Annotated in this window: 13 protein-coding genes; 7 read left to right on the forward strand and 6 right to left on the reverse strand. The window is 58.3% G+C overall.

Going from position 1 to position 13,968, the window contains the following annotated elements; all coding sequences use genetic code 11:
- Nucleotides 1-15: 15 nt before the first annotated feature.
- Complete coding sequence (gene carA / locus AB5Y82_RS17375; protein ID WP_005337628.1) at nt 16-1,152, reverse strand: glutamine-hydrolyzing carbamoyl-phosphate synthase small subunit; 1,137 nt, start codon at nt 1,150-1,152, stop codon at nt 16-18.
- Between the two features lie 669 nt (nt 1,153-1,821).
- Nucleotides 1,822-2,634 carry a 4-hydroxy-tetrahydrodipicolinate reductase gene (gene dapB, locus AB5Y82_RS17380; protein ID WP_005347132.1) on the reverse strand — a complete coding sequence of 271 codons (813 nt, stop codon included), beginning with the start codon at nt 2,632-2,634 and terminating at the stop codon, nt 1,822-1,824.
- A 273-nt stretch (nt 2,635-2,907) separates the two neighbouring features.
- Here dapB and AB5Y82_RS17385 point away from each other — a divergent pair, with 273 nt between their 5' ends.
- From AB5Y82_RS17385 to serA, 5 genes are all read left to right on the forward strand, one after another.
- Nucleotides 2,908-3,888, forward strand: coding sequence for an alpha/beta hydrolase (locus AB5Y82_RS17385; RefSeq protein ID WP_252655578.1), 981 nt, complete (start codon nt 2,908-2,910; stop codon nt 3,886-3,888).
- 430 nt (nt 3,889-4,318) lie between these two features.
- Nucleotides 4,319-5,653, forward strand: coding sequence for a Na+/H+ antiporter NhaC family protein (locus AB5Y82_RS17390; protein WP_252655675.1), 1,335 nt, complete (start codon nt 4,319-4,321; stop codon nt 5,651-5,653).
- A gap of 210 nt (nt 5,654-5,863) precedes the next feature.
- Nucleotides 5,864-6,460, forward strand: coding sequence for a 5-formyltetrahydrofolate cyclo-ligase (locus AB5Y82_RS17395; protein ID WP_075115211.1), 597 nt, complete (start codon nt 5,864-5,866; stop codon nt 6,458-6,460).
- A 161-nt stretch (nt 6,461-6,621) separates the two neighbouring features.
- Entirely contained in the window at nt 6,622-7,275 is a 654-nt protein-coding gene (rpiA, locus tag AB5Y82_RS17400; RefSeq protein WP_005353106.1) for a ribose-5-phosphate isomerase RpiA, read from the forward strand.
- A 324-nt stretch (nt 7,276-7,599) separates the two neighbouring features.
- Entirely contained in the window at nt 7,600-8,832 is a 1,233-nt protein-coding gene (serA, locus tag AB5Y82_RS17405; RefSeq protein WP_368174299.1) for a phosphoglycerate dehydrogenase, read from the forward strand.
- Nucleotides 8,833-8,913: 81 nt separating this feature from the next.
- Here the strand turns inward: serA and AB5Y82_RS17410 are convergent, their stop codons facing one another.
- Nucleotides 8,914-9,294, reverse strand: a complete 381-nt coding sequence (locus AB5Y82_RS17410) for a diacylglycerol kinase (RefSeq protein ID WP_111899524.1) — start codon at nt 9,292-9,294, stop codon at nt 8,914-8,916.
- Nucleotides 9,295-9,438: 144 nt separating this feature from the next.
- Here AB5Y82_RS17410 and AB5Y82_RS17415 point away from each other — a divergent pair, with 144 nt between their 5' ends.
- Complete coding sequence (locus tag AB5Y82_RS17415; protein ID WP_111899523.1) at nt 9,439-10,506, forward strand: 3-deoxy-7-phosphoheptulonate synthase; 1,068 nt, start codon at nt 9,439-9,441, stop codon at nt 10,504-10,506.
- A gap of 237 nt (nt 10,507-10,743) precedes the next feature.
- On the opposite strand, the gene AB5Y82_RS17420 is transcribed toward AB5Y82_RS17415, so the two are convergent.
- The 3 genes from AB5Y82_RS17420 to AB5Y82_RS17430 form a co-directional block, all read right to left on the reverse strand.
- Nucleotides 10,744-11,541, reverse strand: a complete 798-nt coding sequence (locus AB5Y82_RS17420) for an ATP-binding cassette domain-containing protein (RefSeq protein ID WP_162632481.1) — start codon at nt 11,539-11,541, stop codon at nt 10,744-10,746.
- Between the two features lie 65 nt (nt 11,542-11,606).
- A complete protein-coding gene (btuC, locus tag AB5Y82_RS17425; protein ID WP_368174300.1) occupies nt 11,607-12,614 on the reverse strand; it encodes a vitamin B12 ABC transporter permease BtuC in 1,008 nt (335 codons plus the stop codon).
- A gap of 97 nt (nt 12,615-12,711) precedes the next feature.
- Entirely contained in the window at nt 12,712-13,443 is a 732-nt protein-coding gene (locus AB5Y82_RS17430; protein ID WP_111899520.1) for an ABC transporter substrate-binding protein, read from the reverse strand.
- Nucleotides 13,444-13,555: 112 nt separating this feature from the next.
- Here AB5Y82_RS17430 and AB5Y82_RS17435 point away from each other — a divergent pair, with 112 nt between their 5' ends.
- Nucleotides 13,556-13,912: a DMT family protein gene (locus AB5Y82_RS17435; RefSeq protein ID WP_005337656.1), complete on the forward strand. Its 357-nt coding sequence runs from the start codon at nt 13,556-13,558 to the stop codon at nt 13,910-13,912.
- Nucleotides 13,913-13,968 lie beyond the last annotated feature (56 nt).

The following is a 13,968-nucleotide window of genomic DNA, read 5'->3' on the forward strand; positions in this document are numbered from 1 at the left end:
TCTTTCCTCTATTTCTTAGGCGCGATACTGCTTAATCAATTCAATAAAGTGGTCAAAAAGACCGGCACAGTCGTGCGGGCCCGGGCTCGCTTCGGGGTGCCCCTGGAAGCTGAAGGCCGGACGGTCGGTGCGATGGATGCCTTGCAGGGAGCCATCGAACAGGGAGACGTGGGTGGCGCGCAGGCAATCCGGCAGGCTGTTCTCGTCTACCGCAAAGCCGTGGTTCTGAGCGGTGATCATGACGGTGTTGTCATCGAGGCTCTTCACCGGATGGTTGGCGCCGTGGTGGCCAAACTTCATCTTGACGGTCTTGGCACCGGAGGCCAGACCCAGCAGCTGGTGACCCAGACAGATGCCGAATACCGGCGTGTTGGTATTAAGGAAAGCCTTGATGGCCTCGATGGCGTAGTCGCACGGCTCGGGGTCGCCGGGGCCGTTGGAGAGGAAGATGCCATCCGGGTTCATCGCCAGTACCTCGGCGGCCGGGGTCTTGGCAGGCACCACGGTCAGGCGGCAGCCACGGTCAACCAGCATCCGCAGGATGTTGCGCTTGACGCCAAAGTCATAGGCTACCACGTGGTATTTCAGCTGGTCGGCATCCGGGGTGACGTGCCCCTTGCCAAGCTGCCAGCTCCCTTCGGTCCAGTTGTACGCCTCACCAACCGTCACCTCTTTGGCCAGATCCATCCCCTTCAGACCGGGGAAGGCGCGGGCCTGTTCGAGGGCATAGGCTTCATCGACCTGTTTCCCGGCCAGAATGCAGCCAGCCTGAGCGCCTTTCTCGCGCAGGATGCGGGTCAGTTTGCGGGTGTCGATGTCGGCGATGCCAACGATGTTGTGAGACTTGAGGTATTCGGAGAGGGATTGCTGATTTCGGAAATTGGAGGCAAGTATCGGAAGGTCCCGGATGATCAATCCCTGAGCATGGATCTGACTGGACTCTTCATCTTCGCTGTTGGTGCCGGTGTTGCCTATATGGGGGTAAGTGAGGGTGACTATCTGACGGGAATAAGAGGGATCGGTGAGGATTTCCTGATAGCCCGTCATCGACGTATTGAAAACCACTTCACCAACGGAACATCCCTCGGCGCCTATCGACACGCCTTTGAACACAGTTCCATCTTCCAGCACTAGCAATGCAGTGTGATTCAAGACAACCTCCAGTTATTTAGCTTTAAATTCAGCAATTTACCTGGGTGTTGCGGGCTCGGTTCCGGTCTTGGACAGGACTCGAACCCGGCAGATTTCTGGCAAATTGGGCGCATTCTACTTAAAAAAAGTGGCATTTCAACGTCTTTTCTCAGATGAAATGCATCTAAATTCAATAAAAAAGCAACATTACCCATTATCTATGCACTTAATCGCTTTGCAACCCCCTCCCGCGAAAGAAAAGGAAAAACCACCATCAAAAGATGCCACCAAGCCAGCGATAACGACAAAAACAAACAAAAAAAGCAATTAAAACAATGGCATTTATTTTTACACAAAAAACATTAATGACAAATTTAACGCTTTTATGATGACAAGATTGAACATGAAAAATGGAAAACGTTTTTCCTCATTTGAATTTTTAGTCTTTTTCAGCCCGTGTAAAAAAATGGCTTTATCCGCCATAAAGATGCTCAAATCTGTTACCTGGTGATGACATTCAGGAAGGGGAAATCTGGCGGATAACGCAATAGTGTGATTTATAAGGCGTTCAGTTAAAAATTGCAGGCAGCGTGTCTTTTTACACAAACTCTGGCTGACTGACAGCAAAAACCCCGGCAAGCCGGGGTTTTTCACTGGATAGCAGTAGTACGAAAGTGCCGCTCAGAGGCATCACTTGAGATTGAGCACATCCTGCATGTCATAAAGACCGGCACCCTGCTGACCAAGCCACTTGCCCGCCCGCACAGCACCGTTGGCGAAGGTCAGGCGACTGGAGGCCTTGTGGCTGATCTCCACCCGCTCGCCGATATCGGCAAACATGACGGTATGCTCCCCCACCAGATCGCCGGCGCGAATGGTGGCAAAGCCGATAGTGTTGCGATCCCGCTCGCCTGTGATCCCCTCGCGACCATAGACGGCGCACTCCTTGAGATCCCGGCCCAGGGTTTTGGCGACCACTTCCCCCATGGAGAGCGCAGTACCGGATGGCGCATCCACCTTGTGGCGATGGTGGCCCTCGATGATCTCGATGTCGGTGTAATCCCCCATCACCTTGGCGGCCTGCTCCAGCAGCTTGAACACCAGGTTGACCCCGACCGAGTAGTTGGAGGCGAACACGATACCGATCTGCTTGCCAGCCTCTTTCAGAGCAGCCTTGCCTGCATCGTCAAAACCGGTGGTGCCAATCACCATCTGCTTGTGGTGGGCCAGCGCAAAGGCCAGATTGGCAAGGGTCACCTCGGGGCGGGTGAAGTCGATGATGAGATCAAACTCATCGCGCACCTTGTCCAGACTATCGCTGATGGCCACGCCCAGATGGCCCAGCCCATTGAGCTCACCGGCATCAAGGCCGATCACCGCCGAACCCGGCCGCTCCAGCGCGGCACCGACCACTACGCCATCGGTGTTGGTGATGGCCTCCAGCAGCACCTTGCCCATACGACCATTACAGCCCATCACGGCCACACGGATCGGATTGTCCATCTCCACCCTCTCATCTCTTTTAATTATGGAAAGAGACCGTTTTACCAGCCCGCGCCGGGTTTGAAAAGCCATGATGCCACCACGCCTTGCTGCGCTCGCCAACGGCAGCGCACACTGGCTGGCCAAGAACTTCCTTTTGGTCACAGGCCGTTTTTCATCGTCTCACTCCATCATTTGGCAGACCGGGTGCCATCTGATAGGTTCGAACGAGTGAAATGCCAGCATAAGCAAAATCAGGGCAACGCCCGTGTCGATATCAAACGAGGTGCAAGGATGAGCGCAGGATTGCTGTTTGCTGTGGGGTTGATATCACTGACCCTTGTCATACTGGCCGCGGCTCTGCTGTTTGGTGGGCCGAGCTCGGCATCGGCGATGGCCAGCATCAACGACCCTTTCAAGGGGAGTGGCTGGAGCAACATGCCACCCCTCTCAAGATACCCGGCGCGTGACGGCACACAGTTGGCCTATCGGCACTATGGCGCAAAGGAGCACGCAGAGAACAACAAGGTCAAGGGCAGCGTGGTACTGGTTCACGGCTCTTCTGCCAGCAGTCAGAGCATGCACAAGATGGCGAACGCCTTTTCGCAAGCGGGATATGACGCCTACTCCCTCGATATTCGCGGCCATGGCGCATCGGGCGACAAAGGCACCATTGCCTACATTGGCCAGCTTGAAGACGATCTGGAAGATTTCATCAAGTCGGTGGCCCCCGGCAAGCCTGCAACACTCGTCGGCTTCTCGTCAGGGGGTGGCTTTGTGCTGCGCGTTGCTGGCAGCACGCGACAAACCCTGTTCGAGAGCTATCTGCTGCTCTCCCCCTATCTCGGCCCCACCGCCGCCAACTACCGGCCCAACAGCGGTGGCTGGGTACGTGTCGGCTTGCCTCGCCTCATCGCCCTGAGCATCCTCAACGGTCTCCATATTTCCACACTCAACCATCTGACCGTGCTGAACTTTGCCCTTAATGATGAGGCGAAATCTCTGCTGACCCCCTCCTACTCCTTCAACCTTGCCTCTAACTTTCAGCCAGAGCGCGACTATCAGCAGAATTTACGCAATGTGCAACGCCCCTGCGCCGTGATCGCGGGCGCAAATGACGAAGCCTTTCACACAGATCAACTTGAACCTGAGTTAAGACGTCTCGGCATCTCCTGGCCTGTCACCCTGCTGCCCGGTATTGGCCACATTCCGCTGACGCTGGAACAGGATGCTCTCGCGACAGCCGTTCAGGCGGTGGAGAAACTGACACAGTAACCACACATCCTGGGTCTTGTGTCCACGCGTTCTGGAAATATCCGCACCAGGCTCACATAGAGAGATGTAGCTGACGTTTGGCAGCGGGAGAAATCCCCAAGATGGCATGCAGAGATCTTATCGTTTACCTCTTTCCTTATTAAAGGCACGCGATATCCCCAGATACCCGCGGACTGCGCCAGAACAGCAATGAACAATAATCAGCACTAACTTTTTTTTCCGAATATTCTTTGGATATCTCAATAACACCAGAATCATCAAACAAAAACACCTATCCATCTGGACGTCTATCTTGACCAAGCGATGTTGACTCACTACTGTGGGCACCCCAATGCGGCAGGATGCCCGCCCTGTTTTCCCCCTATCCCTATCCGATACAGGTACAAAGCAGTTTATGACAGGAGGTCATTGTTCAATGTCAGAGGAACACATGATCCAGACTCAACCCAGTGCCAGGGCCTTGTTGCCACTTCTGGTTTTTCTCGCACTCTTTATCGGTACCGGTACCTGGCTGACCCTGCAGGGGGTCGAATTCGCCTTCTATCAGCTGCCCGCTCCGGTTGCTGCCCTGCCTGCGGTGATGCTCGCCCTGCTGCTTGGCAAAGAGAGCTTCAACAGCAATCTGGAGACCTTCTTCAAGGGGGTCGGCCACAGCAATATCATGGCGATGTGCCTTATCTATCTGCTGGCGGGGGCCTTTGCCAGCGTGGCCAAGGCCACCGGCGGGGTTGATGCCACCGTGGCGCTGGGCCTGTCACTCATCCCCGGCTGGGCGCTGTTGCCCGGGCTGTTCCTCATCTCTGCCTTTATTGCTACTGCTATGGGCACCTCCATGGGCACCATAGGTGCCGTGGCGCCGGTCGCGCTGGGCGTGGCACAGGCGGCCGGTATCGATCCGGTGCTGATGGCGGGAACCATTCTCTCCGGCGCCATGTTTGGCGATAACCTCTCCATCATCTCCGACACCACCATAGCAGCAACCCGCAGTCAGGGGTGCGAGATGAAGGACAAGTTCCGCGAGAACTTCAAGATTGCGGCCCCTGCCGCCATCGCGGTGATCCTGCTCTATCTGACCTTGGGCTCAGTGGGTGAATCACCTGCCAGCAGTAGCGCCATCGAGCTGTTCAAGGTGATGCCTTATCTGCTGATCCTGGGGCTGGCGCTCGCCGGGGTGAATGTGTTTGTGGTGCTGGGGATCGGTATTCTGGCCGCCGGTGCGGTGGGCATGATCAACGGCTACGCCATCGGTCAGTTCAGCAAGGATATCTATCAGGGCTTTACCGGCATGCAGGAGATCTTCCTGCTCTCCATGCTGATTGGCGGCCTCGGCGCCCTGATGGAACGTCAGGGTGGACTGGCATGGATCAGCGAGCGCATCAGCGCCCTGATTGCCCGTTTCACTCGCGAGCACAACGGTGAACAGAACGAGAAAGCGGCAGAGCTCGGCATCGCCGGGGTGGTGAGCCTCACCAACCTGTGCACCGCCAACAACACGGTGGCTATTATCGTCGCCAGCAAAGTAGCCCGGGATCTGGCCGAACACCACGGAGTCACCCCGCGCCGAGCCGCCTCCATGCTCGATATTTTCTCCTGCGTTGTACAGGGTCTGATCCCCTGGGGCGCACAGGCGCTGCTGCTGGGCTCCATCTTCGCCCTGTCACCGCTGGCGGTAGTGAGCATGAGTTTCTACCCGATGGCACTCGCGGTAGCGGCACTCATTGCAGTGTTTGTGAAGCACCAGATGCGCGGCAAAGCTGACAAGTAACAGACCAGAGGCTGGCGCGCCGACATGCTGTCAACAGGGGCCACACCCTGGCCCTTATTGACTCACTGTCGGATCCGCCAGCATTTATCCTACCGTCCCGGGCATCAGCCGTCCGGGACGGGGTTCCCCTCCCCCCTTAACGTCAAGAGTGAATGTGCTAAGGTAGAGCGCGTTCAAGCCATCGATGCGCAGCTATACCAGAGGTTCCCCATGCATGAGTCCCAACCCGAACGTCAATCCCTGCGCCAACTGGTTCGTCAACGCCGCAAAAATCTGAGTCCGGCCGAGCAGCAGGCGGCGGCCCAACAGCTGCTGGCCCAGTTCAAGCAACACCCCGAGATCCTCGCCGCCAAGCGCATTGCCCTCTATCTGGCCAATGATGGGGAGATCAATCCCTTGCCCACCATCCATTGGCTGTGGGCCCAGCACAAAGAGGTCTACCTGCCGGTGCTCCACCCCTTTACCCCGGGTCACCTGCTCTTTTTGCGCTATACCGCCACCAGCCCCATGGTACGCAACCGCTACGGCATCGAAGAGCCGGAGCTGGATATCCTGCAGGTGGTGCCCCACAGCACGCTCGATCTTATCTGCACCCCGCTGGTCGCCTTCGATGCCGAGGGCAATCGTCTTGGCATGGGGGGCGGCTACTACGATCGCACTCTCGCCATCTGGCATCAGCACAAGCTGGGCCCCAAGCCACTCGGTATTGCCCACGACTGCCAGCAGGTAGATGCCGTCCCGCAAGAGGAGTGGGATGTGCCGCTGCCCCAGATCATCACCCCGAGCCACTGCTGGCGCTTTGAATAGGCTGTTTTTGGCAGGCAGTCCCTGCTTTGTGCGCGCAAACGCAGAATAAACAGGCAAACGATTTACAAAGTCCCTCTTTTTGCCCTGGAACGTGAGCAACAAGGTCGCGACGGGGTACCGGGTTGGATATAATGCGCCCGCTTTTTTCTTAAGGAACGATCATGACTCAAGATGAAATGAAGAAGGCGGCCGGTTGGGCTGCGCTCAAGTATGTGGTTCCCGGCACCATCGTCGGGGTGGGCACCGGCTCTACCGTCAACCACTTTATCGACGCGCTGGCGACCATGAAGGACGAGATCAAGGGGGCGGTATCCAGCTCCGTGGCCTCTACCGAGCGCCTCAAGGGCTTCGGCATCACCGTATATGATCTCAACGAGATCGACGCCCTCTCCGTCTATGTGGATGGCGCCGACGAGATCAACGCAACCCGCGACATGATCAAGGGCGGTGGCGCAGCCCTGACCCGCGAGAAGATCGTTGCCGCCGTCGCAGACAAGTTCATCTGCATCATCGACAACACCAAGACCGTCGACGTGCTTGGCCAGTTCCCGCTGCCGGTGGAAGTGATCCCGATGGCCCGCGAATACGTGGCCCGCGAAATTCGCAAACTGGGTGGCAACCCGGTGTGGCGTGAAGGGGTGGTCACCGACAACGGCAACCACATTCTGGATGTGAAAGGCATGGCCATTACCGACGCCAAGGCGTTGGAAGTGCGACTGAACGCCATTGTTGGCGTGGTCACCAACGGCCTGTTCGCCGCCCGCGGCGCCGATGTGGTCCTGATCGGTACGCCGGACGGCGTGATTACCCAGTAATCCCGATACCGGTAACACAGTGCAGCGGTATTCTCCCTCGCCCGCCAACGCCACTCTGCCAGCCCTGACGCAGCAGCGGCATTGATTGAGCCCCGGGATGGGATATGACCCAAACATTGCACTGTGAATAAATGACGGCGCCTGATGGCGCCGTTTTTATTTATCCCTCAACAAGTTGCATACGGATGTTTACAACATTCGTTGATAACTTCAAAGAATTTGACTTTCGTCACAAATATTCCCTCTCCCAAACGTTTTTGCTACTTTACGGTTTTCTTCGCACACCAAATCTGCACTTACGTTTGCACATACAGAGGGATCGTCATGACTGCCAAGTTTTCGTTGGACAAGGATAAAATCAAGGTTCTGCTGCTGGAGGGGGTTCACCCCAACACCGTAGAGACCTTTCGTGCCGCAGGTTACACCAGTGTGGAGTATCTCAAGACCTCGCTCTCCGAAGAGGAGCTGATCGAGCAGATCCGCGACGTCCATTTCATCGGGCTGCGCTCCCGCACCCAGATCACCGAGAAAGTCCTCGACGCCGCCAACAAGCTGGTCGCCATCGGCTGCTTCTGCATCGGTACCAACCAGGTCGAGCTGGAAGCGGCCCAGATCCGCGGTATTCCGGTCTTCAACGCCCCCTTCTCCAACACCCGTTCGGTCGCCGAGCTGGTACTGGGCGAGATCCTGCTGCTGCTGCGCGGCATCCCCGAGAAGAACGCCAAGTGCCATCGCGGCGTGTGGGAAAAACTGGCCAACCGCTCGGTGGAAGCGCGCGGCAAGAAGCTCGGCATCATCGGCTACGGCCACATCGGAACCCAGCTTGGCATCATCGCCGAGAGCATCGGCATGAAGGTTTATTACTACGATATCGAGAACAAGCTCTCGCTGGGCAACGCCATTCAGGTGCCGAGCATGGTCGAGCTGCTGAATATGTCTGACGTCATCAGCCTGCACGTGCCGGAGACCGCCTCCACCAAAAACATGATCGGTGCCGAGCAGCTGCGGATGATGAAACCGGGCGCCATCTTCATCAACGCCGCCCGCGGTACCGTGGTGGATATCGATGCGCTGGCTGACGTCATCAAGAGCGGCCATATTGCCGGCGCCGCCATCGACGTCTTCCCGGTCGAGCCCAAGTCCAATGAGGAAGAGTTCCAAAGCCCGCTGCGTGGGCTGGAGAATGTCATCCTGACCCCGCACATTGGTGGCACCACCCATGAGGCGCAGGAGAACATCGGGCTGGAAGTGGCCAACAAGCTGGTCAAATACTCCGACAACGGCTCCACCCTCTCCGCCGTCAACTTCCCTGAAGTGTCGCTGCCGGGCCACAAGGGCTCCAGCCGCCTGCTGCACATTCACCACAACCAGCCGGGCGTGATGAACCAGATCAACCAGATCTTCGCCGAAGAGGGGATCAACATCGCCGGTCAGTACCTGCAGACCAGCAGCCATATCGGTTACGTGGTGATCGACGTGGAGACCGAGCACAGCGAGAAGGCGCTCGCCAAGCTCAAGGAGATCAACGGCACCATCCGTGCCCGCATCCTCCACTGATAGCCCCTTATCTGCGCAGCAAAAAGCCCGTCGTGATGACGGGCTTTTGTATGAAGTAGAACCTCAAAGCAGCGTGATGGCTTACCACCACCCCAACAGATTGCGGCCCACCAGCGCCCCCCATACCAGGGCATTGAGGGCCAGCGCGATAAAGACGGCGGCAGAGCCCAAATCCTTGGCGCGACCGGAGAGCTCATGATGCTCGGAGCCAACCCTGTCTACCACAGCTTCAATGGCGGAGTTGAGGATCTCGACGATCACCACCAGCCAGCTGATGACGATAAGCAGCAGGATCTGATTGAGGGAGTCGCCAATCCAGAAGGCAAGTGGCATCAGCAACAGGATCAGCATCAACTCCTGCCGAAACGCCGCCTCGTTAATCCAGGCTGACTTGAGCCCCTTCATGCTGTAACCGGTTGCGTTGATGATGCGGGTGACCCCGGTTGCCCCTGGCTTTGCCACGCTAACTACCTCATTTGGAATCGATTTTGGCCTCACATCCTATCAGAGCCCCCCAAGGTTTCAATCAGGGGACTTTTGCTTTATTTTATCTCTTTGCTTTTTCGCCCCTTGCGGCTGACACCACCCACTCGAGACTTGAGTTGTATGTCCATTCACACAGATGAATTGCGCACCCGTCGCCTGGAGTCACTGATCACTCCGAGCGAGCTTGCACACGCGTTTCCGATCACCGATACCATTGCCCAGAATCTGCTGGATGCCCGTCGCGAAGTGGAAGCCATTCTGGCCGGAGACGATCAGCGCCTGCTGGTCATTGTCGGCCCCTGCTCTATCCATGATCCCGCTGCTGCTCGCGAGTATGCCCAGCGCCTCAACGCCCTGCGCGAGCAGTATAAAGAGAGCCTCTGCATCGTGATGCGCACCTATTTCGAGAAGCCGCGCACCATCGTCGGCTGGAAAGGGCTGATCAACGATCCGCGCCTCGATGGCAGCTTCGACGTCAACGAAGGGCTGAAACTGGCGCGCAAACTGCTGGTCGACATCAACGAGATCGGCATGCCCACCGCCACCGAATTCCTCGATATGGTGACCGGCCAGTATATTAGCGATCTCATCACCTGGGGCGCCATCGGCGCACGTACCACCGAATCCCAGGTACACCGCGAGATGGCCTCGGCTCTCTCCTGCCCGGTCGGCTTCAAGAACGGCACCGACGGCAATACCCGCATCGCCATCGATGCGGTGCGCGCCGCCCGTCACAGCCACATCTTCTATTCGCCAGACAAAGACGGCAAGATGACCATCTACCGTACCGCCGGTAACCCCTTTGGTCATGTGATCCTGCGTGGTGGCCACCGCCCCAACTACGACACCGCCAGTGTCGATGAAGCCTGTGAAGCGTTGGCCGATGTGGGCCTGCCGGAGCGTCTGGTGGTCGATTTCAGCCACGGCAACAGCATGAAGGATCACCGCCGTCAGCTGCTGGTGGCGCAAGATATCTGCGATCAGCTGCGCCGCGGCCGTACCGGCATCGCCGGCATCATGGCCGAGAGCTTCCTGGTGGAAGGGCGTCAGGATGTGGAGAACGGCTGCGCCGCCACCTTTGGCCAGAGCATCACCGATGCCTGCCTGTCATGGAGCGACACCGAAACCCTGCTGGCGATGCTGGCCGAAGCCGCGCTGGTACGGCTGAACAAAGCAAACCTGCGGTAAGACTGCGACATCACCCTTCGGCCAGAGCATCACTGATGCCTGCCTGTCATGGAGCGATACCGAAACTCTGCTGGCGATGCTGGCAGAGGCGGCGCAGGTGCGCCTGAGCAAACAGGCTTGAACTGCGAATAAAACCAATGGGGCCGGTATTTTTGATACCGGCCCCTTCTTCTTGCTGTCAGCCGATTACGCTTCGCTAATCGGCCCTACATGCGCCCTCTTTCCTGTACACCCTACTCACAAACTGGGCATAAACCACACGCGCCCTGCCGCTTCGATACGGTCGGTGCGAATCTGGAACACCTGCGCCAGCAGCGCTTCATCCACCAGCTCGACACCCCCTTCACGCACCACCGCGCCCCCTTGCAGGCAGAGAATGCGGTCGGCCCAGTCGATGGCCAGATTGATATCGTGGATGGCGAGCACCACCAGCAATCCCTGCACGGCCAGGGTTTTCAGCAAGCGCAACAGCGCCAACTGATGATGCAGATCGAGCCCTGCTAGCGGCTCGTCTAGCAGCAGCACCTTGCCGGTCGGATTGAGGCTCGGCCACAGCTGCAACAGGGTGCGGGCAATCAGCACCCGCTGCTGCTCGCCCCCCGACAACCGGCTGAAGTCACGAGCCAGCAAAGCTTCCAGCTCCAATGCCTCGCACAATGCATTTATCGCCTCGTTCTGTCTGGCAGGTGCAACCATCTCATCGAGCCCCAGGCTCAACACCTGAAACACCGGAATATGAAACAGCTGGGGCTGACGCTGGGGCAGCATGGCGCGCCGTTTGGCAAGCTCGGGCCAACTCATGTCAGTAAGCACTTCCCCCCCCAGCAGCACTGTGCCATCGGCGGGTAAAATCCCCGCCAGCGCCCCGAGCAGGGTCGACTTGCCACTGCCATTGGGGCCAAGCAGCGCCACCAACTGGCCGCCATGCCAGCGGATATCTAGGGGAGAGAGCCGTCCGGCAATGGCGAGTGCGCGCGCCTCCAGCATCGGCGCAGCAGCACGAGAAGAAACCGGCATGGGATCAGCGGGTGACATCGGCATCTTGCCTCAACAACGGGTAAATAAGAAGACTGCGCGCCCCGACCAAATCATGCAGATATTCATGCAGCACCATCGGCAGTTTGCCTCAATAGCAGGTAGATAAAGAGCGGCGCCCCCACCGAGGCGGTGATGACGCCGATAGGCAACTCCCCCGCGCTCAGGGTGGATCGAGCAACCAGATCGGCCGCCAGCAGCAGGGCCCCGCCGCCAAGCGCCGAAGCAGGCAGCAAAAAGCGCTGATCGCTGCCACCGCAGAGCCGCAGCAGATGGGGCACCACCAACCCGACAAAACCGATGACACCACACAACGACACCGCCACACCGGTCAGCAGACAGACCGCCAGCACCAGCCGCATCCGCATCTTGTCGACATCCATCCCCATCAGGCGGGCCTGGGTCTCCCCCAACAACAACTGTTGCAGCGCCTTGCCCTGCCAGCAGAGCCAGCCCAGGGTGAGCGGCAGCACCAGCCACCACCAGCCGAACTGCTGGCTGCCGTAAGAGAGGCTGCCCATCATCCAAAACATGAATTCACGCAAGGAGCCATCATCGGCAAAGTACATCAACCAGGTCATGGCGGCATTGGTAAGAATACCGATGGCGACGCCAAACAACAGCAAGCGGGCATGACCGAGACGCGCCCGGCGAGCCAGCCGAATGAGCAGCATGGTCACCAGCAAGGCGCCACCAAAGGCCGCCAGCGACAGCCCCCAGCCGGGCAGATAGAGGCCGAGGGACTTGGCCACCGCCATCGCCACCATGGCGGCTAGTCCGGCTCCACTAGAGACGCCAAGCAGACCGGGTTCGGCCACCGGGTTGTGCAGCATCACCTGCAACACGGCGCCGCCACAGGCGAGCGCTGCGCCAGCCAATAGGGCCAGCAAGGCACGCGGCAGACGCAGCTCCAGCAGGATGCGCTGTTCGAGCTCGCCAAGGGGCTGCCAGGGCAGCAGCACAAACTCGCCCCAGACGAGGGAGAAGAGAAACAGCAGCAGGGTCAGCAGCGTCAGGCCACAGAGCCAGCGCCGCTGCCAGCGCTGCTGGCGGGCGATAAGGGAGAGGTACAAGGAGGATCCCCGAATAACAAGGCTTCCCCCCGGCCCTGTCGCAGCGCCAGGGGAGAAGCAGGAAAAGGGCATGATAACAGTGGCTTGCCACCCAAGGTCAAGGCTGGTAACGCTTGGCCATCACGCTTATCTCGCCGCTGGCCACCAGATTTTGCAGCGCCACCAGCAAGGGCTGGCGCAGCGACTGGTGAGGTGAGTGCTTGCTCATCCCCAGATAGAGGGTCACCGGCGTGGCGGGGCGGTAGTCCGCCTTGCCTATCCGGCTGGCATTTCCCTGACTCAGGGCATAGTCCACCTGACAGTCGGTGCCAATCATCAGCGGCAGGTGGCCGCGCTGCACCATGCGCAGCAGCTGATCTTCGGTGGGTACTCCGTGCTTGTCGAGGCGGCTGTCACTGTTGAAGGGCTCAAAGTAGGCGGAGTTGAGCACATAGCCCACCTTCACCCCCTGCAGATCGCGGTATTGGTGGATCCGGGCCACATTGACCGGCTGACCATAAAACGCGGGCCAGCATTGGTAATAGGCAGGCTGCAGATAGTCGATAAACTGCGCCCGCTCGGCGGTATAGGCGAGGCCAATCATCAGATCGACCTGACCGGTCTGCATCTGCTTGAGCGCCCTGCCCCACGGCATCCGCCGAACCTGCAACTCAATGCCGCTCGCCTGTTGCAACCGGCGCAGGATGTCCATGTCGAGCCCCTGCAACCGGCCATCCGCTTGCAGGATGCGAAATGGCGGCCACAGATCGGTGGCCACCGTCAGCGTCGGGGCCGCACGCACCAGCATGGCAAATAACAGTAACAACACTATCCCGCATAACTTGCCCATCCCGTCGCATACCTCGCACGGCTTATCCTGTTGGTTAAAAATACCCTCCCGCACCACGTATGAAAACCCATGGTTCAGGGATAAAATGCGCCGGATTTTCAAGGAGAACCCTATGAACCCGATTTTCACCAGTATCGGTCTGCTGCTCTGCAGCAACGTCTTTATGACCTTCGCCTGGTACGCTCACCTCAAGAGCATGAACCATAAACCCTGGATCATTGCCGCCCTGGTGAGCTGGGGTATCGCCCTGTTCGAATACCTGCTGCAAGTACCCGCCAACCGCATCGGCCATACGGTGATGAGCGTGGGCCAACTTAAAATCCTGCAAGAAGTGATCACACTCACCGTATTCGTCCCCTTCTCTATCTTCTATCTCAAGGAAGATCTGAAATGGGACTATCTCTGGGCAGGGCTCTGCATTCTCGGTGCGGTCTTTTTTGTCTTTCGCGAGAAACTGACCGGCGCCTGAGGCTGTACACTCAATATCATCCCGCTCATGGCATCTCATTGATCGACGAGGCAAAA

It is taken from the genome of Aeromonas sp. s13 (assembly GCF_040907905.1).
Lineage (GTDB): Bacteria > Pseudomonadota > Gammaproteobacteria > Enterobacterales > Aeromonadaceae > Aeromonas > Aeromonas veronii.